We start from the raw sequence: 25,704 nt of genomic DNA, 5'->3' as shown, positions 1-25,704 counted from the left end.
GCCCAGCCATCGGCGCACGCCGGCCTGCGTGAACAGCGCGGGCGGGCTACTCCTCGCCCGCCGCCTCGAAGGCGCCCCGCGCCATGCGGTGCAGCAGGGCCGCCGTCGTGCCCCGGCCGGGCAGCGTGCCGGCGCGGCCGAGGTGGGGGGTGGAGTTGAGCAGGCCGAAGACCGAATGGACGGCCGAGCGGGCGGCCGGTTCGGTCAGGCCCGGGTACACCGCGCGGACCACCTCCACCCACAGCTCCACGTACTGCCGCTGGAGCTGCCGCACCAGCTTGCGGTCGCTGTCCCGCAGGCGGTCCAGCTCGCGGTCGTGCAGGGTGATCAGCGGGCGGTCGTCCAGGGCGAAGTCGATGTGGCCCTCGATCAGGGAGTCGAGGATGCGGGTCGCGGGGACCCCGTCGGCCTCCGCCAGCCGGCGCTTGGCCCCGGTCAGCAACTGCCCGCTGATGCCGACCAGCAGCTCGGCGAGCATCGCGTCCTTGCCCGGGAAGTGCCGGTAGAGGCCGGGGCCGCTGATGCCGACCGCGGCGCCTATCTCGTCGACGCCGACGCCGTGGAACCCACGCTCGGCGAACAGCCGGGCGGCCTCCTTGAGGATCTGCTCACGGCGGGTGGGGGCGTCGGTTCTGGTGGCCATGCCGACAATTCTAGACAGCGAGGTTAGCGGTCGTTAACCTGGTGGTGATGGTTAACGCTCATTAACAGGTTCGATCACCGGTGAGGGGAACCGCAGGATGCAGGAGGCACCGGAGCTTCACAGCGCGGCAGATCCCGCGTCGGAGGCCTGGCGGGCCAATGAACAGGCGCATCTCGCCCTCGTGGAGGAGCTGCGCGCCAAGCTGGCCGCGGCGGCTCTCGGCGGCGGCGAGAAGGCGCGGGCCCGGCACACCGCGCGCGGCAAGCTGCTGCCGAGGGACAGGGTGGACACGCTGCTCGACCCGGGCTCGCCCTTCCTGGAGCTGGCCCCGCTCGCGGCCGACGGGATGTACGAGGGACAGGCCCCGGCCGCCGGGGTGATCGCCGGGATCGGCCGGGTCAGCGGACGCGAGTGCGTGATCGTGGCGAACGACGCCACGGTCAAGGGCGGCACGTACTACCCGATGACGGTGAAGAAGCACCTGCGCGCCCAGGAGGTGGCCCTCGACAACCGGCTGCCGTGCGTCTACCTGGTCGACTCCGGCGGGGCCTTCCTGCCGATGCAGGACGAGGTCTTCCCGGACCGGGACCACTTCGGGCGGATCTTCTACAACCAGGCCCGGATGTCCGGCGCGGGCATCCCGCAGATCGCGGCCGTGCTCGGCTCCTGCACGGCCGGCGGGGCGTACGTCCCGGCCATGAGCGACGAGGCCGTGATCGTGCGCGGCCAGGGCACGATCTTCCTGGGCGGCCCGCCCCTGGTGAAGGCGGCCACCGGCGAGGTCGTGACGGCGGAGGAGCTGGGCGGCGGCGAGGTCCACTCCCGGGTCTCCGGGGTCACCGACCACCTCGCCGAGGACGACGCGCACGCGCTCAGGATCGTCCGGAACATCGTCGCCACGCTCCCGGTCCGGCAGTCCCCGCCCTGGGAGGTCACGCCCGTCACCGAGCCGAAGGTGGACCCCTACGGGCTCTACGGCGCGGTCCCCGTCGACTCCCGCACCCCCTACGACGTCCGCGAGATCATCGCGCGCGTGGTCGACGGCTCCCGGTTCGCCGAGTTCAAGAGCGAGTTCGGGCAGACCCTGGTCACCGGCTTCGCGCGCATCCACGGCCACCCGGTCGGGATCGTCGCCAACAACGGCATCCTGTTCTCCGAGTCCGCCCAGAAGGGCGCGCACTTCATCGAGCTGTGCGACCAGCGCGGCATCCCGCTGGTGTTCCTCCAGAACATCTCCGGCTTCATGGTCGGCAAGGACTACGAGGCCGGCGGCATCGCCAAGCACGGCGCCAAGATGGTGACCGCGGTCGCCTGCACGCGCGTGCCGAAGCTGACGGTCGTGGTCGGCGGTTCCTACGGCGCGGGCAACTACTCGATGTGCGGCCGGGCCTACTCCCCCCGCTTCCTGTGGATGTGGCCCAACGCCAAGATCTCCGTCATGGGCGGCGAGCAGGCCGCGTCCGTGCTGGCGACCGTCAAGCGGGACCAGCTGGAGGCGCGCGGGGAGTCCTGGCCCGCCGAGGACGAGGAGGCGTTCAAGGCACCCGTCCGCGCGCAGTACGAACGCCAGGGCAACGCCTACTACGCCACCGCCCGGCTCTGGGACGACGGGGTCATCGACCCGCTGGAGACCCGTCAGGTGCTGGGCCTCGCCCTGACGGCCTGCGCCAACGCGCCCCTGGGAGACCCCCAGTTCGGCGTCTTCCGGATGTGAGGAGGGGAACCGTGTTCGACACAGTGCTGGTGGCCAACCGGGGCGAGATCGCCGTACGCGTCATCCGTACGCTCCGCTCGCTGGGCGTGCGCTCGGTGGCGGTCTTCTCCGACGCCGACGCCGACGCGCGGCACGTCCGGGAGGCCGACACGGCGGTACGGATCGGTCCGGCGCCGGCCGCCGAGAGCTATCTGTCGGTGGAGCGGCTGCTTCAGGCCGCCGCCCGCACCGGCGCCCAGGCCGTCCACCCCGGCTACGGCTTCCTCGCGGAGAACGCGGGCTTCGCGCGCGCCTGCGAGGAGGCGGGGCTGGTGTTCATCGGCCCGCCGGCGGACGCCATCGCGCTCATGGGCGACAAGATCCGCGCCAAGGAGACGGTGCAGGCGGCCGGGGTGCCGGTGGTGCCGGGCGGCCGGGACCCCGAGCTCGCCGAGGCGGCCCGCGCCCTGGGCGCCCCCGTGCTGCTCAAGCCGTCCGCCGGGGGCGGCGGCAAGGGCATGCGGCTGGTGCGGGACATGACCATGCTGGAGGAGGAGATCGCCGCCGCCCGCCGCGAGGCCCGCGCCTCCTTCGGCGACGACACCCTGCTGGTGGAGCGGTGGGTCGACCGGCCCCGGCACATCGAGATCCAGGTGCTGGCCGACGGCCACGGCAACGTGGTCCACCTGGGCGAGCGCGAGTGCTCCCTCCAGCGGCGCCACCAGAAGATCATCGAGGAGGCGCCGAGCGTGCTCCTCGACGAGGAGACCCGGGCCGCGATGGGCGAGGCGGCCGTACAGGCGGCCCGCTCGTGCGGGTACCGGGGCGCGGGCACGGTGGAGTTCATCGTCCCGGGCGGCGACCCTTCGCAGTACTACTTCATGGAGATGAACACCCGCCTCCAGGTGGAGCACCCGGTCACCGAACTCGTCACCGGGCTGGACCTGGTGGAGTGGCAGCTGCGGGTGGCCGCCGGGGAGCCGCTGGGGTTCGCGCAGGAGGACCTGCGGCTGACCGGCCACGCGGTGGAGGCCCGGATCTGCGCGGAGGACCCCGCGCGCGGGTTCCTGCCGTCCGGTGGCACGGTCCTGCTGCTGGACGAACCGCAGGGCGACGGCGTGCGCACCGACTCCGGGCTCACCGAGGGCACCGAGGTGGGCAGCCTGTACGACCCGATGCTGTCCAAGGTGATCGCGTACGGCCCCGACCGCGAGACGGCGCTCAGGAAGCTCCGCTCGGCGCTCGCGGAGACGGTCATCCTGGGCGTGCAGACCAACGCCGGGTTCCTGCGCCGGCTGCTCGCCCATCCGGCGGTCGTCGCGGGCGAGTTGGACACGGGCCTGGTCGAACGCGTCGTGGACGACCTGGTCTCCACGGACGTGCCCGAGGAGGTCTACGAGGCCGCGGCGGCCGTACGCCTGGAGCGGCTCAAGCCGCGCGCGGAGGGCTGGACCGACCCCTTCTCCGTGCCGAGCGGCTGGCGCCTCGGCGGCACCCCGAAGCCGCCCGTCTTCCACCTGCGGGCGCAGGACCCGGTGACGTACTCGCCCCGCGGCACCCACACCGTCGGCGGCGACCGCGTGACCGTCACCCTCGACGGCGTCCGGCACACGTTCCACCGGGCCGGTGACTGGATCGGCCGCGACGGGGACGCCTGGCAGGTGCGCGACCACGACCCGGTGGCCGCGTCGCTGAACCGCGCGGCCCACGCGGGTGCCGATTCGCTCACCGCGCCCATGCCCGGCACGGTGACGGTGGTCAAGGTGGCCGTCGGCGACGAAGTGGCCGCCGGGCAGAGCCTGCTGGTGGTGGAGGCGATGAAGATGGAGCACGTCATCTCCGCCCCGCACGCCGGCACGGTCGCCGAGCTGGACGTGACACCCGGCACGACGGTCGCCATGGACCAGGTGCTGGCCGTCATCACCCCCAAGGAGGCGGCGGAATGAGCGTTGACGGTCTGCCCATGGTCGTACCGGCCCCGGGCCTGCCCGCGCGGGTGCGGATCCACGAGGTCGGCGCGCGGGACGGGTTGCAGAACGAGAAGACGGCCGTGCCGACGGCGGTGAAGGCGGAGTTCATCCGGCGGCTGGCCGGCGCGGGCCTGACGACGATCGAGGCGACGAGCTTCGTGCACCCCAAGTGGGTGCCCCAGCTCGCGGACGCCGATGAGCTGTTCCCGCTGGTGAGCGACCTTCCGGGAGCAGCCCTGCCGGTGCTGGTCCCCAACCGGCGCGGCCTGGACCGGGCGCTGGCCCTCGGCGCCGAGCGCGTCGCCGTGTTCGCCAGCGCCACCGAGTCCTTCGCGAAGGCCAACCTCAACCGCACGCTGGACGAGTCGCTGGCGGTGTTCGAGCCGGTGGTGCGGCAGGCCAAGGACCAGGGCGTGCACGTGCGCGGCTATGTGTCCATGTGCTTCGGCGACCCGTGGGAGGGCCCGGTGCCGCCGCACCAGGTGGCCCGGGTGTGCACGGCCCTGCGGGACATGGGCTGTGACGAGCTGAGCCTCGGCGACACGATCGGCGTGGCCACGGCCGGTCAGGTGCGCGAGCTGCTCGGGCTGCTGAACGAGCGGGGCGTGCCGACGGAGGTGATCGGCGTGCACTTCCACGACACCTACGGCCAGGCGCTCGCCAACACGCTGGCGGCGCTCCAGCACGGCGTCACCACGGTCGACGCCTCCGCCGGCGGCCTCGGCGGCTGCCCGTACGCCAAGTCCGCCACCGGCAACCTCGCCACCGAGGACCTCGTCTGGATGCTGCGCGGGCTCGGCATCGAGACTGGTGTCGACCTCGGCCGTCTGACCGCCACGAGCGTGTGGATGGCCGAACAGCTGGGCCGCCCCAGCCCGTCCCGTACCGTCCGCGCTCTCTCCCACAAGGACCAGTGATCAGCATGGACCACCGTCTCAGCCCCGAGCTGGAGGACCTCCGCCGTACGGTGGAGGAGTTCGCGCACGATGTCGTGGCGCCGAAGATCGGCGACTTCTACGAGCGGCACGAGTTCCCGTACGAGATCGTCCGGGAGATGGGCCGCATGGGCCTGTTCGGGCTGCCGTTCCCGGAGGAGTACGGCGGTATGGGCGGTGACTACCTGGCGCTCGGCATCGCGCTGGAGGAACTGGCCCGCGTCGACTCGTCGGTGGCCATCACCCTGGAGGCGGGGGTCTCGCTGGGCGCGATGCCGCTGCACCTGTTCGGCACGCAGGAGCAGAAGCGCCAGTGGCTGCCCCGGCTGTGCGCGGGCGAGATCCTGGGCGCGTTCGGCCTCACGGAACCCGACGGCGGCAGCGACGCGGGGGCGACCCGTACGACGGCGCGCCTCGACCCGGACACGGACGAGTGGGTGATCAACGGCACGAAGTGCTTCATCACCAACTCGGGCACGGACATCACGGAACTGGTGACCGTCACCGCCGTCACCGGCCGCAAGCCGGACGGCCGGCCGGAGATCTCGGCGATCATCGTCCCGTCGGGCACGCCGGGCTTCACGGTGGCGGCGCCCTACTCGAAGGTCGGCTGGAACGCGTCGGACACCCGTGAGCTGTCGTTCGCCGACGTCCGGGTCCCCGCCGCCAACCTGCTGGGCGAACAGGGCCGGGGCTACGCCCAGTTCCTGCGCATCCTGGACGAGGGCCGCATCGCCATCGCGGCCCTGGCGACGGGCCTGGCCCAGGGCTGCGTGGACGAATCGGTCAAGTACGCCAAGGAACGCCACGCCTTCGGCAAGCCCATCGGCGCCAACCAGGCGATCCAGTTCAAGATCGCCGACATGGAGATGAAGGCCCACACGGCCCGCCTCGCCTGGCGCGACGCCGCCAGCCGGCTGGTGGCCGGCGAGCCCTTCAAGAAGGAGGCGGCCCTGGCCAAGCTCTACTCCTCCACGGTCGCCGTCGACAACGCCCGCGAGGCCACCCAGATCCACGGCGGCTACGGCTTCATGAACGAGTACCCGGTGGCCCGTATGTGGCGCGACTCCAAGATCCTGGAGATCGGCGAGGGCACGAGCGAGGTCCAGCGGATGCTGATCGCCCGCGAACTGGGCCTGGTGAGCTGACCCGGAGCCCGGCCCACCCGCACGGGACCGGCGGCACCGGCTGCCGGTCCCGTGTCATCGCGCACTGTCCCCGCCGTCGTCCGTGCGCGAACGCCGGGCCTCGTCCACGACACGCCGCCAGGACCGGATCACTTCGGGCACCTGGTCCAAAAGCCCCTTCAGGGCGGACAGAGCCGCGGACACGACGCCCGCCGCGCCGAGAATCGCCAGGGTGATCTGTAGATCCACGCTCGGGTTCCTCCTGAGCCGGAGGGTGGCCGAGCCGAGGGATGACCGCGTACGCGAGGGCAGGTGTCTCAGGCCGACCACCCTGAATACGGATGACCAACTGAGGCCCTGCCGACGTACAGGCCGTGTATGCGGTTGTCGCGATTGACGCGGGGTCGGCTCACGCCGGCCACCACGCCCGAAAGGGACGTCGGACCCATTCCCGTCGCAGCCGGCTGTACCGGCCGTGCGGTGCCGACTGTAGCCGCGCGGACCCCGGCCTGTCCGCCGTACCGCCAACTCCGGGCCCGTCGGCGGTTGTCCGCCTGGCGTGCACCGGTCGAACGGGCAGGTACCCGCCCCCTGGACATCAGCTGAGGTTAGGCTAACCTACCTTCGAACTTGTCCGGCGGGCGCTCCGCCCCGTTCGAAAGCAGTCATACCCATGCCCCACGCCCGTGTCACCCACCTCACTCGCCGCGGCCTGCTCGCCGCAGGCGGCGCCCTCGGACTCGGTGCCGCGCTCGCCGCCTGCGGGGACGACAAGGGCAAAGACAGCGGCTCCGGCACGGAGGCGAAGGGCGGCACGTCCGGGCCCTGGTCCTTCAAGGACGACCGCGGCACGACCGTGAAGCTGGACAAGGTCCCCGCGAACATCGTCGCGTTCACCGGGGTCGGCGCCGCGCTGTACGACTACGGCATCCAGGTGAAGGGCGTCTTCGGCCCGACGAGGACCACCGCCGGCAAGCCCGATGTCCAGGCCGGCGACATGGACATCAGCAAGGTGACGGTCCTCGGCAACACCTGGGGCCAGTTCAGCGTCGAGAAGTACGCCTCCCTCGCCCCGGACGTGCTCATCTCCACGATGTTCGACGGCGCCGGCACCCTCTGGTACGTCCCCGAGGAGTCGAAGGAGAAGATCGCCCAACTGGCCCCCAGCGTCGGCATCTCCGTCTACGACCGCCAGCTCACCGAGCCGCTCCAGCGCATGTGGGACCTCGCCGGGTCGCTCGGCGCGGACATGAAGGCCGCCAAGGTCACCGACGCCAAGAAGCGGTTCGAGGACGCCGCCGCCCGGCTGCGCGCCGCCGCCAAGGCCAAGCCCGGCATCAAGGTGATGGCCGGCAGCGCCAGCGACCAGCTGTTCTACGTCTCCGGCACCAACCTCTCCATCGACCTGGAGTACTTCAAGGCCCTGGGCGTGAACTTCGTGGAGCCGCCGGAGAGCGCCAAGAAGCAGGGCGGCGGCTGGTACGAGTCGCTGAGCTGGGAGAACGTCGACAAGTACCAGGCCGACATCATCATGATGGACGACCGCACCTCGGCCATCCAGCCCGCCGACATCACCAAGGCCACCTGGAAGAAGCTGCCGGCGGTGAAGGCGGGTCAGGTCATCGCCCGCTCCCCCGAGCCGATCCTGTCGTACGACAAGTGCGTGCCGCTGCTGACGAACCTGGCCGAGGCCCTGGAGAAGGCCAAGAAGGTCGGCTAGACGCTCCGCCGCGAGGGCCGACGCAGCGCCGTGGGGTCCCTCGCAGTCGGTGGACCGCCGGCCGGCCGCGGCTGGTCGCGCGGTTCCCCGCGCCCCTTCCGGGCGCGCACCACAGCCCCCTGAAACAGACTCAGGAGCTCCCTATGACGACGGCCGTAGCCGCCCCGTTCCGTTTCTTCTCCCTCCAGGTCGTACGGACGAGGCGGCTCGGTCCGTCCCTGGTCCGGGTCACCTTCGGCGGAGCCGATCTGCACGCCTTCCACTCGCACGGGCGCGACCAGTCCCTGTCGCTCTTCCTGCCGCATCCCGGGCAGACCGAACCCGTCGTCCCGCTGGAACTGGGCGAGGGCTGGTGGCAGGGGTGGCGGGAACTCCCGGACGACGTACGGGCGGTGATGCGCTCGTACACGCTGCGGGCACTGCGCCGCGACCCCGACGAGATCGACATCGACTTCGCCCTGCACGGCGTGGAGCCGGGCGCGGCCACACCCGCCGGCCCCGCCTCCCGGTGGGCCGCCCGTGCCGCCGCCGGCGACCGGGTGCTGCTGCTCGGCCCGGCCGTCGCCGACAACCGGGCGATCCGGTTCCGTCCGCCCGAGGACACCGGTCCCGTCGTGCTGTGCGGTGACGAGACCGCCGTACCCGCCGCGACCGCGATCCTCGAAGCCCTCCCCGCCGGCACCCGGGCCCGGGCCTGGCTGGAGGTGCCGCACGCCGGTGACATCCAGGACGTCCGCACACAGGCGGACGCGGAGATCACGTGGCTCGTACGGCACGACGGGTCCCCCCTGGCCGTCGACGCCGTACGAGCCGCCGCCCTGCCGGACGCCGAGCGGGCCTACGTGTGGATCGCGGGCGAGTCCGGTCAGGTGAAGGCGCTGCGGCGGCACTTCGTCGGTGAGCGCGGGGTGGACCGGCGGCGCGTCACCTTCGTCGGCTACTGGCGGCAGGGGATGACGGAGGAACAGCTCCGGGCCGCGGAATAAACCTGACTTGTCGTGACATCGGTCACGGGTCGCGGCATGTCCCGACCCGCCGAACTTAGGTTAGGCTAACCTAAGTTGATCTCGCACGGACCGTCCCCTCGGAGGACCCCCACATGCGCTCGCACCTGCTCAATGGCCTCACCGCGGAGCACTACCGCCGCTCCGTGACCGAAGGAGTCGAGCGGGTGGCGGCCAAACTCGCCACCACCGACCGTCCGTTCACCGGCGTCACCGTGGACGCCCTCTCCCCCACCGTCGACGCGATCGACCTCGACCGCCCGCTGGGCGACACCGCCGCCGTGCTGGACGAACTGGAGGAGGTCTACCTCCGGGACGCGGTCTACTTCCACCACCCCCGCTACCTCGCCCACCTCAACTGCCCGGTCGTCATCCCGGCGGTGCTGGCCGAGGCCGTGCTCTGCGCGGTCAACTCCTCACTGGACACCTGGGACCAGTCGGCCGGCGGCACCCTCATCGAGCGCAAGCTCATCGACTGGACGGCCGCCCGCATCGGCCTCGGCCCGGCCGCCGACGGCGTCTTCACCTCCGGCGGCACCCAGTCCAACCTCCAGGCGCTGCTGCTGGCCCGGGAGGAGGCCAAGAGCGACGACCTGGCGAAACTGCGCGTCTTCGCCTCCGAGGTCAGTCACTTCAGCGTCAGGAAGTCCGCGAAACTGCTCGGGCTCGGACCGGACGCCGTCGTCACCGTCCCCGTCGACCACGACAAGCGCATGCGGACGGTCGCCCTCGCCCATGAGCTGGAGCGCTGCCGGCAGGACGGCCTGATCCCCATGGCCGTCGTCGCGACCGCCGGCACCACCGACTTCGGCTCCATCGACCCGCTCCCGGAGATCGCCGGGCTGTGCGCCCAGTACGGCGTCTGGATGCACGTCGACGCGGCCTACGGCTGCGGCCTGCTCGCCTCCCTGAAGTACCGGGACCGCATCGGCGGCATCGAGCGCGCCGACTCGGTCACCGTCGACTACCACAAGTCCTTCTTCCAGCCGGTCAGTTCGTCCGCCGTGCTGGTCCGGGACGCGGCCACCCTGCGGCACGCCACCTACCACGCGGAGTACCTCAACCCGCGCCGCATGGTGGAGGAACGCATCCCCAACCAGGTCGACAAGTCCCTCCAGACCACCCGCCGCTTCGACGCCCTCAAGCTGTGGATGACGCTGCGCACGATGGGCGCCGACGGCATCGGGCAGCTCTTCGACGAGGTCTGCGACCTGGCCCGGGAGGGCTGGAAGATGCTCGCGGCCGACCCCCGCTACGACGTCGTCGTCGAGCCCGGCCTGTCCACCCTCGTCTTCCGCTACGTCCCGGCGGCCGTCACCGACCCGGCCGAGATCGACCGCGCCAACCTGTACGCCCGCAAGGCCCTGTTCGCCTCCGGTGACGCCGTCGTCGCGGGCACCAAGGTGGGGGGCCGCCACTACCTGAAGTTCACCCTGCTCAACCCCGAGACACAGACGGCCGACATCGCCGCCGTCCTCGATCTGATCGCCGGCCACGCCGAGCAGTACCTGGGAGAGTCCCTTGACCGCGCGTCCTGAAGCCCACAGCGAGACCTACGACTTCGTCGGGATCGGGCTCGGCCCCTTCAACCTCGGACTCGCCTGTCTCACCGAGCCGATCCCCGAACTGGACGGCGTCTTCCTGGAGTCCAAGCCCGACTTCGAGTGGCACGCCGGCATGTTCCTGGACGGCGCCCACCTCCAGACCCCGTTCATGTCGGACCTGGTCACCCTGGCCGACCCGACCTCGCCGTACTCCTTCCTGAACTACCTGAAGGAGAAGGGCAGGCTGTACTCGTTCTACATCCGCGAGAACTTCTACCCGCTGCGGGTCGAGTACGACGACTACTGCCGCTGGGCCGCGAACAAGCTGAGCAGCGTCCGCTTCGGCACCACGGTCACCGAGGTGACGTACGAGGACGAGCGGTACGTCGTGCGCACCGGCGCCGGGGAGACCTACCGGGCCCGGCACCTGGTCCTCGGCACCGGCACGGTCCCCTTCGTGCCGGAGGCGTGCCGGGGACTGGGCGGCGACGTCCTGCACACCTCCCAGTACATGCACCGCAAGGCGGAGCTGCTGGAGAAGAGCTCCATCACGATCGTCGGCAGCGGCCAGAGCGCGGCCGAGATCTACCACGAACTGCTCGCCGGGATCGACGTCCACGGCTACCGGCTCAACTGGGTCACCCGCTCCCCGCGGTTCTTCCCGCTGGAGTACACCAAGCTGACCCTGGAGATGACCTCACCGGACTACGTCGACTACTTCCGGGCGCTGCCCGAGGAGACCCGCTACCGGCTGGAGAAGCAGCAGAAGGGCCTGTTCAAGGGCATCAACTCGGACCTCATCGACGCGATCTTCGACCTGCTGTACCAGAAGAACGTCGAGAGCGGCGACCGCCCGGTCCCCACCCGGCTGCTCACCAACTCCTCGCTGCGCACGGCGACGTACCAGGACGGCACGTACACGCTCGGCTTCCACCAGGACGAGCAGGGCAAGGACTTCGAGATCCGCACCGAGGGCCTGGTCCTGGCCACCGGCTACCACTACACCCCGCCGGCCTTCCTCGCCCCGGTCCGCGACCGGCTCCGCTTCGACGGCCACGGCCGCTTCGACGTCGCCCGCAACTACTCCGTCGACGTCACCGGCCGCGGGGTCTTCCTCCAGAACGCCGGCGTCCACACCCACAGCATCACCAGCCCCGACCTGGGCATGGGCGCGTACCGGAACGCGTACATCATCCGGGAACTGCTCGGCACGGAGTACTACCCGGTGGAGAAGACCATCGCCTTCCAGGAGTTCGCGGTATGACCGGCACGACCATGACCTTCACGTTCCGTCCCGTCGACCCGCTGACCGACGCCGAGCTTCTGCACTCCTGGGTCACGCACCCCAAGGCGGCGTTCTGGATGATGCAGGACGCGCGGCTGGAGGACGTCGAGCGCACCTACATGGAGATCGCGGCGGACGAGCACCACCACGCCCTGCTCGGGCTGCGCGACGGCACCCCCTCCTTCCTGATGGAGGCGTACGACCCCGCGCACCGGGAGCTGGCCGGGCTGTACGAGGCGCGGCCGGGCGATGTCGGGATGCACTTCCTGACCCCGGCCACCGACACCCCCGAGCACGGGTTCACCAGGGCCGTCATCACCGCCGTCATGGCCCGTCTCTTCGAGGACCCGGCGGTGCGGCGGGTCGTCGTCGAGCCGGACGTCCGCAACACGGCCGTGCACGCCCTGAACGCGGCCGTCGGGTTCGTGCCCGAGCGGGAGATCGACAAGCCGGAGAAGCGGGCGCTGCTGAGCTTCTGCACCCGCGAGCAGTTCGAGAAGGCGGTGACCGCATGACCCTGGCCGACGCCGTGGCCCATCTGTCCCCCGAGCGCTGGGCGACCGCCACCCGGCTGCTGCTGCGCAAGGCGCTCGCCGAGTTCGCGCACGAGCGGCTGATCACGCCCGAGGAGGACGGCGGCCGGTACGTCGTCCGCAGCGACGACGGGCTCACCGCCTACCGGTTCGGCGCCGTGCGCAGGGCCCTTGACCACTGGGAGATCGACGCCGGCTCCCTCACCCGGCACCGCGAGGGCGCCGAACTCCCGCTGGCCGCGCTGGACTTCTTCATCGAGCTGAAGGAGTCGCTGGGGCTGAGCGACGAGATCCTGCCGGTCTACCTGGAGGAGATCTCCTCGACCCTCTCGGGCACCTGCTACAAGCTCACCAAGCCCCGCGTGACCTCGGCCGAGCTGGCCGGCAGTGACTTCCAGGCGATCGAGACCGGGATGACCGAGGGCCACCCGTGCTTCGTCGCGAACAACGGGCGGCTCGGCTTCGGTGTCCACGAGTACCTGTCGTACGCGCCGGAGACGGCGAGTCCGGTACGGCTGGTGTGGCTGGCCGCGCACCGCTCGCGGGCCGCGTTCACGGCCGGGGCCGGGATCGAGTACGAGTCCTTCCTGCGGGACGAGCTCGGCGAGGAGACGGTGGAGCGGTTCCGCGCCGTCCTCACCGAACAGGGCCTGGACCCCGCCGACTACCTGTTCATCCCGGTCCACCCCTGGCAGTGGTGGAACAAGCTCAGCGTCACGTTCGCCGCCGAGGTGGCCCGTCGGCACCTGGTCTGCCTGGGCGAGGGCGACGACGAGTACCTGGCCCAGCAGTCGATCCGCACCTTCTTCAACACCAGCGACCCGCGCAAGCACTATGTGAAGACCGCCCTGTCGGTCCTCAACATGGGCTTCATGCGGGGCCTGTCCGCCGCCTACATGGAGGCGACCCCGGCCATCAACGACTGGCTGGCCCGGCTGATCGACAGCGACCCGGTACTCAAGGCGACCGGCCTCACGATCATCCGGGAGCGGGCCGCCGTCGGTTACCGGCACCTGGAGTACGAGCGGGCCACCGACCGCTACTCGCCGTACCGCAAGATGCTGGCCGCGCTGTGGCGGGAGAGCCCCGTGCCCTCGCTGCGGGACGGCGAGACCCTCGCCACCATGGCCTCGCTGCTGCACGTGGACGACGAGGGCGCCTCCTTCGCGGGCGCCCTGATCGAACGCTCGGGCCTGGCTCCCACCGAGTGGCTGCGGCGGTACCTGCGGGCCTACTACACCCCGCTGCTGCACAGCTTCTACGCCTACGACCTGGTGTTCATGCCGCACGGCGAGAACACGATCCTGGTCCTGCGGGACGGGGCCGTGCAGCGGGCGGTCTACAAGGACATCGCCGAGGAGATCGCCGTCATGGACCCGGACGCGGCCCTGCCGCCGCAGGTGCGCCGGATCCGTGTCGAGGTCCCCGAGGACAAGAAGCTGCTGTCCATCTTCACGGACGTCTTCGACTGCTTCTTCCGCTTCCTCGCCGCCCGCCTCGCCGCCGAGGGCATCCTGGAGGAGGACGGCTTCTGGCGCACGGTCGCCGAGGTCACCCGCGAGTACCAGGAGGCCAATCCCCAGCTGGCCGGCAGGTTCCGCCAGTACGACATGTTCGCCCCCGAGTTCGCGCTGTCCTGCCTGAACCGTCTCCAGCTGCGCGACAACAGGCAGATGGTGGACCTCGCCGACCCGTCCGGCGCGCTCCAGCTCGTCGGCACCCTGAAGAACCCGATCGCCGGGTTCTGACGGCACACCGGACCTGACGGGCACCCCGCAGTACGGTCCTGCGGGGTGCCCGTCGGACGGGTCAGCGGGCCGGCCAGGGCACCTGCGGTGAGCGGTAGTAGTGGATGCCGAGGGCGTCCCAGCGGGGGCCCTGGGCCGCCAGCCGGACCCGGTAGGCGTTCCAGTCGTGGCCGGCCGCCGGTGACCAGCCCAGCTCGGCCGCGCCGGCGAGTCGGGGGAACGCCATGTACTCGATCTCGGCGGTGTCCGTCACGTTCTCCGTCCACAGGGGTGCCTCGACGCCCCGGACCGCGGAGGCTGGCACCCCGGCGAGATAGGCGCCCGGATCCCAGTCGTAGGACCGCTTCACCTCGACCAGGCCCGCCCAGTCCTGACCGGGGCCGGTGTCGCGCGTGTACTTCATGTCGAGGTAGGTCCGGTCGGCCGGGGACAGGATCAGGCCCGTGCCGTTCCGGGCGGCCTCCGCGACCTGCGCCTTCTCGGCCGCGCTGGTGTCGTCCAGGCCCCAGTACTGGGCGAGGGCGCCCTTCGCCGGGTGCGCGCCGGTGAGCTGGTGCCAGCCGATGACCGTCTTGCCGTAGCGGGCGACGACCGGCTGCACCCGGTCCATGAACGTCACGTAGTCCGCGTGGCTGGTGGAGTGCGCCTCGTCGCCGCCGATGTGCAGGTAGCGGCCGGGGGTGAGGGCGGCCAGCTCCCGGACGACGTCGTCGACGAAGTCGTAGGTGGCCTCCTTGGCCACGCACAGCGAGCTGAAGCCGACCTCGGTGCCGGTGTACAGCGGGGGTGCCACGCCGTCGCAGTTGAGCCGCGCGTAGGAGGCGAGGGCCGCGTTGGTGTGGCCGGGCATGTCGATCTCGGGCACGACCTCCAGGTAGCGGGAGGCCGCGTACCGCACGATCTCCCGGTAGTCGGCCTTGGTGTAGAAACCGCCCCGGCCGCCGCCGACCTGGGTGGAGCCGCCGTAGGAGGCCAGGCGCGGCCAGGAGTCGACCGCGATGCGCCAGCCCTGGTCGTCGCTGAGGTGCAGATGCAGCTCGTTGACCTTGTAGAGCGCCAACTGGTCGATGTACCGCTTCACTTGGGGGACCGTGAAGAAGTGCCGGGAGACGTCGAGCATGGCGCCCCGGTAGGCGTAGCGGGGACGGTCCCGCACGGTGCCGCCGGCGACCGGCCAGGGGCCGGGCTGGACGGTCTTCTTCTCGACGGCCGCCGGGAGGAGCTGGCGCAGGGTCTGGACGCCGTGGAAGAGGCCGGCGGGGGTGCGCGCGGTGAGGGTGACACCGCCCGCGCCGCTGTGCAGCCGGTAGCCCTCGGCGCCGAAGTCGCCCCGCGTCAGGCTGAGTCGGATACCGCCGGCGCCGTGGTCGGTGACCGGCAGCGGATAGCCGGTGGCCGGGCGCAGCAGTGCGGCCAGGTAGCCGCCGACGCGGCGGACCTCGGCCGATCCGTCGACGCGGACCCGGGTGTCCCGGGTGATGCGGTACGGCGTTCCGCCGGGCGTGACCGAGGCGGGGGCCGGGACCACCCGGTCCAGGGGGGTCGGGGCGGCGGCCTGCGCCGTGTGGTCCGCGCCGAGGGTGGCGACGCCGGCCGCCGCGAGCAGCAGCAGGGAACCGAGGACGTGGGTCAGGCGGGGAGTCGTGCTGTGGTTCCGTCTCACAAGCGCTCCCTTCGGAAGGGGGTGACCGTCAGACTTGGTCGAGACCACTGTCCCGCAGATCGGGTGGAACAATCCCCGCATGGCGGAAATCATCCAGAAGGACGGTACTTGGGCCTTCGACGGGGACGCCCTGCGCCTCACCCCGGGCCGGGACAAGAACGTGGGCCTGCTCCGCCGCGAGCTGGGCGAACTCATCGTACCGCTCGGCGCGTTGGCCGGTGTCTCCTTCGAACAGGGCCGGAAGTCGGGGCGGCTCAGGCTGCGGCTGCGCGCCGGCGCCGACCCGCTGCTGCACGCCACCGGTGGCCGGCTCGCCGAGCCGCACGACCCGTACCGGCTGGCGGTGGAGCCCGACCGCTACGGCGTCGCCGAGTACGTCGCCGACGAGGTGCGCAACGCCCTGCTGCTGGACGGGGTGCCGCCGGAGCCGGTCGACGGGTACCTGCTGCCGGGCCCGTCCGTGCCGGTGTCCGCCTCGGCCGGGGACGGCACGGCGGGCTTCGACGGGGAGCGGGTGCGGCTGGAGTGGAACTGGAAGACCGAGGAGGCCAAGGCCGCCGCCGGGCCGCGCACGATCCCCCTCGCGGACATCACCGGCGTCGAGTGGCAGCCGGCGGCCGGCCTGGAGAACGGGCACCTGCGGTTCCTGGTGCGCGGCGCCCCGGTCACCGCACCGCCCAAGTACGACCCGAACGCGGTCGAGCTGTGGGGCTTCAAGAGGGATCCGCTGATGGCCCTGGTCGCGGCGGCGGTGCAGGCGCGCCTGCCGCATCCCTCGGCGGCGGAGCCGGACGTGCGGCAGGACGCGCCCCCGCCGGCCGGCGAGCCCGCCGGGGACGACCACGACGTGCCGCTGCGCCGGCTGCGCGAGCTGGGTGAGCTGCACCGTGACGGGGTGCTGACGGACGAGGAGTTCGCCGTGGCCAAGCGGGCGGTCCTCAAGCGCCTGTGAGGAAGGCGCCGGCGACAGAAGCGCCGGTGGGGACCGCCCGCTCGCCCGGGGCCTACTTGGCCTTGCGGGACACCGTGAAGTGGTCGATGCGGTCGCCGGTCTCGGCGATGCCCGACACCGTCAGCGTGGTCTGCCGGCCCTTCGGCGCGGGGGCGACGTCCACGCGCAGGAAGGAGTAGTTGAGGTAACGCACCCGGGACCAGGTGACGGTCTCGTTGACCTTGCCGTCCTTGGTGTTGACGAACGAGGCCACGGAGTCGGTCTCGTGCTCGTGCCCCTCGTAGGAGTCCGGCGCGGAGAACGCGTACAGGCTGCGGCCGGCGGCGCCCGCGGTGACGTAGACCACGCCGTCGGTCTCGGGGTAGGCCGTGCCGCCGATCGGCAGCTTCTTGGTGACCTTGCCCGCCTTGATGACGTCGGTGCGCTCGTACTGGTGGTTGTGGCCGTTGATGACCAGATCCACCGTGTACTTCTCGAACAGCGGCACCCACTCCTGGCGCACTCCCCCCTCCGAGGCGTGCGCGGTGGAGGTGCAGTAGGCGCAGTGGTGGAAGAAGACGACGATGAAGTCGACGTCCTTGGCGGCGCGGAACTTCTTCAGCTGGCCTTCCAGCCACGTGGTCTGGGTTCCGCCGGATATGCCCAGGTTCGCCGGGATCTCGAAGGAGACGTCGTTGGCGTCGAGCGAGATGACCGCCGTGTTGCCGTAGACGAAGGAGTAGACGCCCGGCAGGTTCTTCTTGTCGGGGCCGTTGTCCGGGAGGGTCCAGCGGGCCTCCTCGCCGCCGTAGCCGTTGGGCGAGTACCAGGCCTCCATGTCGTGGTTGCCGTACGCGGGCATCCACGGGATCTGCTTGGCGACCGACTCGGTCTGGGCGAGGAAGGAGTCCCAGGTGCGCGAGTCGAAGCCGGTGTCGGCGGTCTTGCCGGCGCCGGCCGGGTCGGCGTAGGCGATGTCGCCGGCGTGCAGGTGGAAGGCCGGGTTCTGGCCGAGGAGCAGGCTGTTGTTGGCCAGGCCGTGGTAGCCGACGCCCTCGTCGCCGAAGGCGGTGAAGGTGAACGGCGCCTTGTGGGCGGGGGCGGTGGTGAACGTGCCGACCGTGCCCAGCAGGTGCGGCTCGGCCGGGTCGAAGCCCTCGTGGCCGACGCCGTAGTAGTAGGTCTTGCCGGGGCGCAGGTGGGTCAGCTTGGCGTGCAGGTAGTACTGGGTGTGGTCGCCGCTCGCGCCGACACCGGCCGGGGTGTAGAGGGTGCGGACCTCGGCGTCGATCTTGCGCGAGAGGTCCCAGGGGTGGGCGCCGACGCGGATGAACGGCTTCTTGACGGCGACCGGGACCTGCCAGGAGACGGTGATCTCGGTGCGCGGGTCGTTGCCCCAGGCCAGGTGGCGGCCGAAGGGGGCGACGAGGGCGCCGTCGACGTGCTGGGCGGCGGGGGCGGTTTGCCGGGTCGGCACGGCCGCCTGGGCGGTGGCGCCCGGCACGAACGCGCCACCCGCTACGGCGCCCAGCGTGACCGCGCCGCCCCTGATCATGGTGCGCCGCGAGAATCTGGCGCGCAGGTACTCATGCTGCTCGGCCATGCTCATGCGCGCGGCCAGCTTCTCGGGTACTCCCATACGAGGAATGTCCATGGCGTCTGAAACTCGTCTGTTCGGGCAACGAGTCGCAGGACACGGGATGGACAGCTCGCGAACAGAGCCCCATAAGAGTTTCAACAGTCGCTTGCCCGGAATCGGGCACGATTCTTGCGAAACAGGCGCCGGTACTCCAGGATCTACCGGGTGCACGACGAACTCCTTGATCACCTGACGCGGTCCACGCCCCTCAGCCGGGGCGAGGCGCTGCGCGTGGTCCAGGACGTGCTCGCCTACTTCGACGAGACGACCCAGGAGTTCGTCCGCCGCCGCCACCGCGAACTCCAGGCCCAGGGCCTGGTGAACGCGGAGATCTTCGAACGGATCGGGGCGGACCTGAAGTACCGGGCGGTGGCGCCGCCGGAGCTGACGCTCAGGCAGCTGCGCCGCATGGTCTACGGCTGAAACCAGCCGGAACCCGGCCGGCGGCAGCCCGGCCCAGCGACAGCCAAGGGATACCTCTATACATGTGCGGAATTGTCGGATACATCGGGAAGCGTGACGTCGCTCCCCTCCTCCTGGAGGGCCTCCAGCGCCTGGAGTACCGCGGCTACGACTCCGCGGGCGTCGTCGTCACCTCCCCGAAGACGCCCGGCCTGAAGATGGTCAAGGCCAAGGGCCGGGTGCGCGACCTGGAGGCCAAGGTCCCGGCGCGCTTCAAGGGCACCACCGGCATCGCCCACACCCGCTGGGCCACCCACGGCGCCCCGTCCGACGTGAACGCCCACCCGCACATGTCGGCCGACAACAAGGTCGCCGTCGTCCACAACGGCATCATTGACAACGCCGCCGACCTGCGCCGCAAGCTGGAGGCGGACGGCGTCGAGTTCCTCTCCGAGACCGACACCGAGGTCCTCACCCACCTGATCGCCCGCTCGCAGGCCGAGAAGCTGGAGGACAAGGTCCGCGAGGCCCTGCGGGTGGTCGAGGGCACGTACGGCATCGCGGTCATGCACGCCGACTTCTCCGACCGCATCGTGGTGGCCCGCAACGGCTCCCCGGTCGTCCTCGGCATCGGCGAGAAGGAGATGTTCGTCGCATCGGACATCGCCGCCCTGGTCGCCCACACCCGGCAGATAGTGACGCTGGACGACGGCGAGATGGCCACCCTCAAGGCCGACGACTTCCGCACGTACACCACCGAGGGCACCCGCACCTCGGCCGAGCCGACCACCGTGGAGTGGGAGGCGGCCTCCTACGACATGGGCGGCCACGACACCTACATGCACAAGGAGATCCACGAGCAGGCCGACGCCGTGGACCGCGTGCTGCGCGGCCGCATCGACGACCGCTTCTCCACCGTGCACCTGGGCGGCCTCAACCTGGACGCCCGCGAGGCCCGGCAGATCCGCCGCGTGAAGATCCTCGGCTGCGGCACCTCGTACCACGCGGGCATGATCGGCGCCCAGATGATCGAGGAGCTGGCCCGCATCCCCGCCGACGCCGAGCCCGCCTCCGAGTTCCGCTACCGCAACGCGGTCGTCGACCCCGACACCCTGTACATCGCGGTCTCCCAGTCCGGTGAGACGTACGACGTCCTGGCCGCCGTGCAGGAGCTCAAGCGCAAGGGCGCGCGGGTCCTCGGCGTGGTCAACGTCGTCGGCTCCGCGATCGCCCGCGAGGCCGACGGCGGCATCTACGTCCACGCGGGCCCCGAGGTCTGCGTGGTCTCCACGAAGTGCTTCACCAACACCACGGTCGCCTTCGCGCTGCTCGCCCTGCACCTCGGCCGCACCCGCGACCTCTCGGTCCGCGACGGCAAGCGGATCATCGAGGGCCTGCGCAGGCTGCCCCAGCAGATCACCGAGATCCTGGACCAGGAGGAGGAGATCAAGAAGCTGGCGGAGAGCTACGCCGACGCCCGCTCGATGCTCTTCATCGGCCGCGTCCGGGGCTACCCGGTGGCCCGCGAGGCCTCCCTGAAGCTCAAGGAGGTCTCCTACATCCACGCCGAGGCCTACCCCGCCTCCGAGCTGAAGCACGGCCCGCTGGCCCTCATCGAGCCGGCCCTGCCCACGGTCGCGATCGTCCCCGACGACGACCTGCTGGAGAAGAACCGCGCGGCCCTGGAGGAGATCAAGGCCCGCGAGGGCAAGATCCTGGCGGTGGCCCACCAGCACCAGGAGAAGGCGGACCAGACGATCCTCGTCCCGAAGAACGAGGACGAGCTGGACCCGATCCTGATGGGCATCCCCCTCCAGCTCCTGGCGTACCACACGGCGAAGGCCCTGGGCCGGGACATAGACAAGCCGAGGAACCTCGCCAAGTCGGTGACGGTCGAGTAGCGGACACAGAACGGACCCCCACGTGTGCCACCTAGCACGTGGGGGTCCTTTCCGTGCTGCTCGATCTCAGCCGGCGGCCGTCACCCCCCGGCCCGCAGCCGACCGGTATATGCCCTTCACAAGGGCACGAACCACCTCTACGCACGAGTAGTTTCGCGCCGCACCAAGGGAGTTGACGAAGCGTGGGACGTCAGGGGATGACGATCACGGGCCGCTGCGCCCGCTTGGCGAGCCGCCCCGCGACCGAGCCGAAGATCCGGCCGACGATGCCGTGCGTGGAGCCGACCACGATCGCGTCGGCCTCGTACTCGCGGCCGACCTCTTCGAGTTCGTGACAGATGTCCCCGCCCCGCTCGACCAGGATCCACGGGACCTCGGCCAGGTAGTCCGCGCAGGCCAGCTCCAGGCCCAGGACCTCCGTGCGGTGGTCCGGGACGTCCACGAAGACGGGCGGCTCGCAGCCGGCCCACACCGTGGTGGGCAGCCGGTTGGCGACATGCACGATGATCAGACCGGAACGGGAGCGGTGGGCCATGCCGATCGCGTAGGCGAGGGCGCGCTCACTGGAGGTGGAGCCGTCGAAACCGACGACGACTCCGTGCCGGAAGGCGGGGTCGCAGGACGGGCGTGGCTCCGCCGCCGCCAGGGGATCGGCCGCCGTGGGGTCGGCGACCGGCCGCTTGCGGTCCGCGGGTTCGGAGAATTCGTGACCGGCCATGGCTGTCTCGGCGTTGTGATCCTTTATGGGTGGGACGACAGTGTGCTGCGGAAGCGTGCTGCGGAGCTGTGTCCGGGAAACATCTTCCCAAGCCCATACCCCCAAGGGTACGGCGGCACGCCTCCTGAGCCCAGATCCCGCGCACGCTCCGTGAGCGGTCCCCGACGTCCGTAGGGGTTCACCGGAGCATGCACGAGCCGCGCCCGCAGCGCAATGGTTGCTGCCCCGTACAGGCGGTTTGCACGGGATTCACAGATGCGCGTTCGGTGACCGACCGGTCGGACGGACGTTGAACCGGGGTGAGCCACCGCCACAGGGAGTACGAGATGCCCGGAGCCCGACCCCGCCGCGACCCGCGCCCCGCACCGGACAGCGTGAGCGATGTGATCCGCTGGGCCGCCTTCAGCTGCGTGCTCGTGCCCGTGGTCCTCCTCTGGTACGGCACCTCGCTGGCCGGCGCCACGGGCACCGCGCTGGGCCTCGCCGCCGTCACGGCCGCTTGCCGGGTGCTGCTGCGCCGTTCCGAGCGGTGCGCCGAGCGTTGCGCCGCGCAAAGAGGCGGACGTCACACCCGGGAGCAGACACCGGTCGACTGACCTGTTTCCGTATCTGCGAGCGCTGCTTTTCAGCCAACTTCTGGATATCGACCAGGAGGGGTCCGAACCACCCCCCAACCCCCGTTCCACCTGCACGGAAAGGGTCTACGGGCCGCTGTGCACCCTACGCGGTTTGGCCACTGCGACAAGGCGCACTTCCCTGCACGCCTCGCGAGTGCAACGCTTCGTGATCGAATGCTTCACGCCAAGTTGTCATGTCGACAATGTGCCGCGTGTGGAACTGGTCACCGCGTGATCGCGGGAGCCAGTAGATTCGATCTTGACTGTCTTACGGCGGGGGACTCGTGCAGGACCGAGGGGAAACGTGCAGGAGCGACACAACCGAGGAGCCGCGACCACCGAGGGGGGCTTAGCAGTATGAGCCACGACTCCACTGCCTCGCCGGACGCCGCAGCCCGGAAACTGTCCGGGCGACGCCGCAAGGAGATCGTCGCGGTGCTGCTGTTCAGCGGCGGCCCCATCTTCGAGAGTTCCATTCCGCTGTCGGTGTTCGGGATCGACCGCCAGGACGCCGGCGTGCCGCGCTACCGCCTTCTGGTGTGTGCCGGCGAGGAAGGCCCGCTGCGGACCACAGGGGGCCTGGAACTCACCGCGCCGCATGGGCTGGAGGCGATCTCACGCGCCGGGACGGTCGTCGTACCGGCCTGGCGTTCGATCACCTCGCCGCCGCCGGAGGAAGCACTGGACGCGCTGCGCCGGGCCCACGAGGAGGGCGCCCGCATCGTCGGGCTGTGCACGGGCGCGTTCGTGCTCGCGGCGGCCGGACTGCTGGACGGCCGCCCGGCGACCACGCACTGGATGTACGCGCCGACGCTGGCCAAGCGCTATCCGTCGGTGCACGTCGATCCGCGCGAGCTGTTCGTCGACGACGGCGACGTGTTGACGAGCGCGGGTACGGCGGCCGGAATCGATCTCTGTCTCCACATCGTGCGGACGGACCACGGCAACGAGGCGGCCGGAGCGCTCGCCCGGCGCCTGGTGGTCCCGCCGCGCCGGTCGGGCGGCCAGGAGCGCTATCTCGACCGGTCTTTACCGGAGGAGATCGGCGCCGACCCGCTCGCCGAGGTCGTCGCCTGGGCGCTGGAACACCTCCACGAGCAGTTCGACGTGGAGACGCTGGCGGCACGCGCCTACATGAGCCGCCGTACGTTCGACCGCCGGTTCCGCTCGCTGACGGGCAGCGCGCCGCTCCAGTGGCTGATCACCCAGCGCGTGCTCCAGGCCCAGCGCCTGCTGGAGACGTCGGACTACTCCGTGGACGAGGTGGCGGGCCGGTGCGGGTTCCGCTCGCCGGTGGCCCTGCGCGGCCACTTCCGCCGCCAGCTCGGCTCCTCCCCCGCCGCCTACCGGGCCGCCTACCGGGCCCGCCGGCCGCAGGGCGACAAGCCGGGTGAGGCGGAGCCGTCCGTGCCGCCGGCCGGCCAGCAGGGCGCGCCCTCGGGTCTGCCGGGTCCCGGCCCGGTGAACCCGGCCCCCCTGCTCCACGAGCACCGCGACAGCGGGGTGCCCCTCCAGAGCCGCCGCGCCACGGCGGGCGCGGTGGGCCTGCTGCCGGGTCCGCGCAGCGGTAACTGAGCGCGACGGGAAGGGGGCGGGAGCATCCCGCCCCCTTCCCGCGCCGAACACGGGGGCACGCAAAACCTCAGGCCCGCTTTAGGGTGGTCGCATGAACGATCGCATGGTGTGGATCGACTGCGAGATGACCGGCCTCTCGCTGTCCGACGACGCTCTCATCGAGGTGGCCGCCCTCGTCACCGACTCCGAGCTGAACGTACTCGGCGAGGGGGTGGACATCGTCATCCGCCCGCCGGACCGGGCGCTGGAGACGATGCCGGAGGTGGTGCGTCGGATGCACACCGCGTCCGGGCTGCTCGCCGAGCTGGAGAGCGGCACGACCCTTGAGGACGCCGAGGAGCAGGTCCTCGCCTACGTCCGGGAGCACGTGAAGGAGCCAGGCAAGGCCCCGCTGTGCGGCAACTCGGTCGGCACCGACCGCGGGTTCCTCCTGCGGGACATGCCGACCCTGGAGGACTACCTCCACTACCGCATCGTCGACGTCTCCTCGATCAAGGAGCTGGCCCGCCGCTGGTACCCGCGGGCGTACTTCAACAGCCCGGAGAAGAACGGCAACCACCGGGCCCTCGCCGACATCCGCGAGTCGATCGCCGAGCTGCGCTACTACCGCGAGGCCATCTTCGTGCCGCAGCCCGGGCCGGACTCCGACACCGCGAAGGCGATCGCCGCCAAGCACGTCCTGCCCGCCCGGTAGCCGCCACGGGGGCCGCGCGAAAACCTGTGCGCGAGCACCCCTTCGGACCCTGTAGACTTCTTCTCGGCCGGTCGGGGAGAGCACTCCTCGGACAGCCGGTCGTGGTGGGTGTAGCTCAGCTGGTAGAGCACCTGGTTGTGGTCCAGGATGTCGCGGGTTCGAGTCCCGTCACTCACCCTGAGTAATCAGCCGGTGACTCCGTCGCAAGACGGGTCACCGGCTGTTTCGTTGTCCGGGCCCCCGCGCGCCGCCGTCCCGCACCGGCCGGGGCCGGCCGTGCGGGACGTCACGACGACGCCCGGACCACCAGTTCCGTCGGCAGGACCGCCTGATGGCGGTCGACGCCCCGGGACGCCGCCGGGCGGCGGTCGGCGATCTCCGTGAGGAGGAGGTCGATCATCGCGCGGCCCATCTCCTCGATGGGCTGGCGGACGCTGGTGAGCGGCGGGTCCATGTGCCGGGCGATGGCGGAGTCGTCGTACCCGACCAGCGCGACGTCGTCGGGGATGCGCCGGCCCGCCTCGCGCAGCACCTGCCGGGCGCCGGCCGCCATCACGTCCGAGCCGGCGAAGACGGCGTCCAGGTCGGGGTGGCGGGACAGCAGGGTCGTCATCGCCCGGCGCCCGCCCTCGTCGGTGAAGTCACCCGGCACGATCAGCAGTTCGTCCACCGGGTGGCCCGCGTCGCGCAGGGCGTCGCGGTAGCCGTCGACGCGGCGCTGGGCGCCGTAGACGTCCAGGCGGCCGGTGATGTGCGCGATCCGGCGGCGGCCCCGGCCCAGCAGGTGCTCCACCGCCGAGCGGGCGCCGCCGTAGTTGTCGGAGTCCACCGAGGGGAGCGACTCGGCCGCCGAGCGGGGGCCGCTGATCACGGCCGGGATCTCCAGCTGGGCGAGCAGGTCCGGGAGCGGGTCGTCGGCGTGGACGGAGACCAGGAGGACGCCGTCGACGCGGTGGGCCGCCAGGTACTGGGCCAGGCGCTGCCGCTCGCGGTCGCTGCCGGCGAAGATCAGCAGCAACTGCATCTCGGTGTCGGAGAGTTCGGCGCCGACCCCGCGCAGCATGTCGGAGAAGTACGGCTCGGCGAAGAACCGGGTCTCCGGTTCGGGGACGACCAGGGCGATGGCGTCGGTGCGGTTGGCCGCGAGGGCGCGGGCGGCGGTGTTGGGCACGTAGCCGAGTTCGGCGACGGCGGCCTCCACCGCGGCGCGGGTGGCGTCGCTGACCCGGGGCGAGCCGTTGATCACCCGGGAGACGGTGCCCCGCCCGACCCCGGCCCGGGCGGCGACCTCTTCCAGGGTCGGCCGCCGGCCGCCCCGGCCTCTCCCACCGTTGCCTGCCATGGTCGCCGCCTTCCGTTCAC

At 71.2% G+C, this 25,704-nt stretch carries 22 protein-coding genes and 1 tRNA gene; 17 read left to right on the top strand and 6 right to left on the bottom strand.

The genetic code is table 11. From position 1 onward, the window contains the following. Positions 1-46: 46 nt before the first annotated feature. Complete coding sequence (locus tag AQJ11_RS01085; RefSeq protein WP_014672878.1) at positions 47-643, bottom strand: SACE_7040 family transcriptional regulator; 597 nt, start codon at positions 641-643, stop codon at positions 47-49. A 97-nt stretch (positions 644-740) separates the two neighbouring features. Here AQJ11_RS01085 and AQJ11_RS01080 point away from each other — a divergent pair, with 97 nt between their 5' ends. Genes AQJ11_RS01080 through AQJ11_RS01065 form a run of 4 tightly spaced genes read left to right on the top strand, consistent with a single transcriptional unit; the run spans position 741 to position 6,389 of the window. Next, complete coding sequence (locus tag AQJ11_RS01080; RefSeq protein ID WP_014672879.1) at positions 741-2,357, top strand: carboxyl transferase domain-containing protein; 1,617 nt, start codon at positions 741-743, stop codon at positions 2,355-2,357. A gap of 11 nt (positions 2,358-2,368) precedes the next feature. Further along, positions 2,369-4,282 carry an acetyl/propionyl/methylcrotonyl-CoA carboxylase subunit alpha gene (locus AQJ11_RS01075; RefSeq protein WP_059261508.1) on the top strand — a complete coding sequence of 638 codons (1,914 nt, stop codon included), beginning with the start codon at positions 2,369-2,371 and terminating at the stop codon, positions 4,280-4,282. After that, on the top strand, positions 4,279-5,223 hold the full coding sequence (locus AQJ11_RS01070; RefSeq protein WP_059261507.1) for a hydroxymethylglutaryl-CoA lyase: 945 nt from the start codon (positions 4,279-4,281) through the stop codon (positions 5,221-5,223). Before AQJ11_RS01075 ends, AQJ11_RS01070 begins: the two co-directional genes overlap by 4 nt. 5 nt (positions 5,224-5,228) lie before the next feature. After that, positions 5,229-6,389: an acyl-CoA dehydrogenase family protein gene (locus AQJ11_RS01065; RefSeq protein WP_014672882.1), complete on the top strand. Its 1,161-nt coding sequence runs from the start codon at positions 5,229-5,231 to the stop codon at positions 6,387-6,389. 54 nt (positions 6,390-6,443) lie between these two features. Here the strand turns inward: AQJ11_RS01065 and AQJ11_RS49660 are convergent, their stop codons facing one another. Further along, positions 6,444-6,617 carry a hypothetical protein gene (locus tag AQJ11_RS49660; protein WP_014672883.1) on the bottom strand — a complete coding sequence of 58 codons (174 nt, stop codon included), beginning with the start codon at positions 6,615-6,617 and terminating at the stop codon, positions 6,444-6,446. Positions 6,618-7,041: 424 nt separating this feature from the next. Between AQJ11_RS49660 and AQJ11_RS01060 the strand changes: the two genes are divergently transcribed. From AQJ11_RS01060 to AQJ11_RS01035, 6 genes are all read left to right on the top strand, one after another. Further along, entirely contained in the window at positions 7,042-8,088 is a 1,047-nt protein-coding gene (locus AQJ11_RS01060) for an ABC transporter substrate-binding protein (RefSeq protein ID WP_014672884.1), read from the top strand. 143 nt (positions 8,089-8,231) lie between these two features. Then, complete coding sequence (locus tag AQJ11_RS01055) at positions 8,232-9,074, top strand: siderophore-interacting protein (protein WP_059261506.1); 843 nt, start codon at positions 8,232-8,234, stop codon at positions 9,072-9,074. A 113-nt stretch (positions 9,075-9,187) separates the two neighbouring features. Then, positions 9,188-10,630: a lysine decarboxylase DesA gene (desA, locus tag AQJ11_RS01050; protein WP_059261505.1), complete on the top strand. Its 1,443-nt coding sequence runs from the start codon at positions 9,188-9,190 to the stop codon at positions 10,628-10,630. Next, a complete protein-coding gene (locus AQJ11_RS01045) occupies positions 10,614-11,900 on the top strand; it encodes a lysine N(6)-hydroxylase/L-ornithine N(5)-oxygenase family protein (protein ID WP_059261504.1) in 1,287 nt (428 codons plus the stop codon). Before desA ends, AQJ11_RS01045 begins: the two co-directional genes overlap by 17 nt. After that, complete coding sequence (locus AQJ11_RS01040) at positions 11,897-12,436, top strand: GNAT family N-acetyltransferase (RefSeq protein ID WP_059261503.1); 540 nt, start codon at positions 11,897-11,899, stop codon at positions 12,434-12,436. Before AQJ11_RS01045 ends, AQJ11_RS01040 begins: the two co-directional genes overlap by 4 nt. Continuing rightward, entirely contained in the window at positions 12,433-14,202 is a 1,770-nt protein-coding gene (locus AQJ11_RS01035; protein ID WP_059261502.1) for an IucA/IucC family protein, read from the top strand. Before AQJ11_RS01040 ends, AQJ11_RS01035 begins: the two co-directional genes overlap by 4 nt. Before the next feature lie 61 nt (positions 14,203-14,263). On the opposite strand, the gene AQJ11_RS01030 is transcribed toward AQJ11_RS01035, so the two are convergent. Further along, the gene (locus tag AQJ11_RS01030; RefSeq protein WP_059261501.1) at positions 14,264-15,865 is read right to left on the bottom strand and encodes a beta-N-acetylhexosaminidase; all 1,602 of its coding nucleotides are present in this window, start codon (positions 15,863-15,865) and stop codon (positions 14,264-14,266) included. A 79-nt stretch (positions 15,866-15,944) separates the two neighbouring features. Here AQJ11_RS01030 and AQJ11_RS01025 point away from each other — a divergent pair, with 79 nt between their 5' ends. Beyond that, positions 15,945-16,817, top strand: coding sequence for a DUF4429 domain-containing protein (locus AQJ11_RS01025; RefSeq protein WP_079082187.1), 873 nt, complete (start codon positions 15,945-15,947; stop codon positions 16,815-16,817). A 52-nt stretch (positions 16,818-16,869) separates the two neighbouring features. Here the strand turns inward: AQJ11_RS01025 and AQJ11_RS01020 are convergent, their stop codons facing one another. Further along, complete coding sequence (locus tag AQJ11_RS01020; RefSeq protein ID WP_208616416.1) at positions 16,870-18,435, bottom strand: purple acid phosphatase family protein; 1,566 nt, start codon at positions 18,433-18,435, stop codon at positions 16,870-16,872. A 165-nt stretch (positions 18,436-18,600) separates the two neighbouring features. Here AQJ11_RS01020 and AQJ11_RS01015 point away from each other — a divergent pair, with 165 nt between their 5' ends. Next, positions 18,601-18,858, top strand: a complete 258-nt coding sequence (locus tag AQJ11_RS01015) for a hypothetical protein (protein WP_014672893.1) — start codon at positions 18,601-18,603, stop codon at positions 18,856-18,858. A gap of 62 nt (positions 18,859-18,920) precedes the next feature. Beyond that, positions 18,921-20,738, top strand: coding sequence for a glutamine--fructose-6-phosphate transaminase (isomerizing) (gene glmS / locus AQJ11_RS01010; RefSeq protein WP_058080643.1), 1,818 nt, complete (start codon positions 18,921-18,923; stop codon positions 20,736-20,738). A gap of 190 nt (positions 20,739-20,928) precedes the next feature. Here the strand turns inward: glmS and AQJ11_RS01005 are convergent, their stop codons facing one another. Further along, positions 20,929-21,456: a universal stress protein gene (locus AQJ11_RS01005; RefSeq protein ID WP_014672895.1), complete on the bottom strand. Its 528-nt coding sequence runs from the start codon at positions 21,454-21,456 to the stop codon at positions 20,929-20,931. Positions 21,457-21,782: 326 nt separating this feature from the next. Between AQJ11_RS01005 and AQJ11_RS01000 the strand changes: the two genes are divergently transcribed. The 4 genes from AQJ11_RS01000 to AQJ11_RS00985 all read left to right on the top strand — a co-directional run bounded on the left by AQJ11_RS01000 (position 21,783) and on the right by AQJ11_RS00985 (position 24,519). Then, a complete protein-coding gene (locus tag AQJ11_RS01000) occupies positions 21,783-22,052 on the top strand; it encodes a hypothetical protein (protein WP_058080644.1) in 270 nt (89 codons plus the stop codon). Between the two features lie 378 nt (positions 22,053-22,430). Beyond that, positions 22,431-23,648: a helix-turn-helix domain-containing protein gene (locus AQJ11_RS00995; protein WP_014672897.1), complete on the top strand. Its 1,218-nt coding sequence runs from the start codon at positions 22,431-22,433 to the stop codon at positions 23,646-23,648. A 91-nt stretch (positions 23,649-23,739) separates the two neighbouring features. Beyond that, entirely contained in the window at positions 23,740-24,342 is a 603-nt protein-coding gene (orn, locus tag AQJ11_RS00990; protein ID WP_014672898.1) for an oligoribonuclease, read from the top strand. A gap of 104 nt (positions 24,343-24,446) precedes the next feature. Further along, positions 24,447-24,519, top strand: a tRNA-His gene (locus AQJ11_RS00985). Between the two features lie 109 nt (positions 24,520-24,628). Here the strand turns inward: AQJ11_RS00985 and AQJ11_RS00980 are convergent. After that, positions 24,629-25,684 (bottom strand): LacI family DNA-binding transcriptional regulator, encoded by a 1,056-nt coding sequence (locus AQJ11_RS00980; protein ID WP_014672899.1) that lies wholly within the window; start codon positions 25,682-25,684, stop codon positions 24,629-24,631. Between the last annotated feature and the right edge of the window lie 20 nt (positions 25,685-25,704).

It is taken from the genome of Streptomyces corchorusii (assembly GCF_001514055.1).
Lineage (GTDB): Bacteria > Actinomycetota > Actinomycetes > Streptomycetales > Streptomycetaceae > Streptomyces > Streptomyces olivaceoviridis.
The sequence above is the reverse complement of the archived record's forward strand: the minus strand, read 5'-3'. Positions and strand labels throughout refer to the sequence as shown.

Coding starts and splice junctions, on each gene's coding strand:
- AQJ11_RS01085 (WP_014672878.1), bottom strand. CDS start 643: ATGGCCACCAGAACCGACGCCCCCACCCGCCGTGAGCAGATCCTCAAG.
- AQJ11_RS01080 (WP_014672879.1), top strand. CDS start 741: ATGCAGGAGGCACCGGAGCTTCACAGCGCGGCAGATCCCGCGTCGGAG.
- AQJ11_RS01070 (WP_059261507.1), top strand. CDS start 4,279: ATGAGCGTTGACGGTCTGCCCATGGTCGTACCGGCCCCGGGCCTGCCC.
- AQJ11_RS01065 (WP_014672882.1), top strand. CDS start 5,229: ATGGACCACCGTCTCAGCCCCGAGCTGGAGGACCTCCGCCGTACGGTG.
- AQJ11_RS01060 (WP_014672884.1), top strand. CDS start 7,042: ATGCCCCACGCCCGTGTCACCCACCTCACTCGCCGCGGCCTGCTCGCC.
- AQJ11_RS01055 (WP_059261506.1), top strand. CDS start 8,232: ATGACGACGGCCGTAGCCGCCCCGTTCCGTTTCTTCTCCCTCCAGGTC.
- desA (WP_059261505.1), top strand. CDS start 9,188: ATGCGCTCGCACCTGCTCAATGGCCTCACCGCGGAGCACTACCGCCGC.
- AQJ11_RS01040 (WP_059261503.1), top strand. CDS start 11,897: ATGACCGGCACGACCATGACCTTCACGTTCCGTCCCGTCGACCCGCTG.
- AQJ11_RS01035 (WP_059261502.1), top strand. CDS start 12,433: ATGACCCTGGCCGACGCCGTGGCCCATCTGTCCCCCGAGCGCTGGGCG.
- AQJ11_RS01025 (WP_079082187.1), top strand. CDS start 15,945: ATGGCGGAAATCATCCAGAAGGACGGTACTTGGGCCTTCGACGGGGAC.
- AQJ11_RS01020 (WP_208616416.1), bottom strand. CDS start 18,435: ATGGGAGTACCCGAGAAGCTGGCCGCGCGCATGAGCATGGCCGAGCAG.
- glmS (WP_058080643.1), top strand. CDS start 18,921: ATGTGCGGAATTGTCGGATACATCGGGAAGCGTGACGTCGCTCCCCTC.
- AQJ11_RS01005 (WP_014672895.1), bottom strand. CDS start 21,456: ATGGCCGGTCACGAATTCTCCGAACCCGCGGACCGCAAGCGGCCGGTC.
- AQJ11_RS01000 (WP_058080644.1), top strand. CDS start 21,783: ATGCCCGGAGCCCGACCCCGCCGCGACCCGCGCCCCGCACCGGACAGC.
- AQJ11_RS00995 (WP_014672897.1), top strand. CDS start 22,431: ATGAGCCACGACTCCACTGCCTCGCCGGACGCCGCAGCCCGGAAACTG.
- orn (WP_014672898.1), top strand. CDS start 23,740: ATGAACGATCGCATGGTGTGGATCGACTGCGAGATGACCGGCCTCTCG.
- AQJ11_RS00980 (WP_014672899.1), bottom strand. CDS start 25,684: ATGGCAGGCAACGGTGGGAGAGGCCGGGGCGGCCGGCGGCCGACCCTG.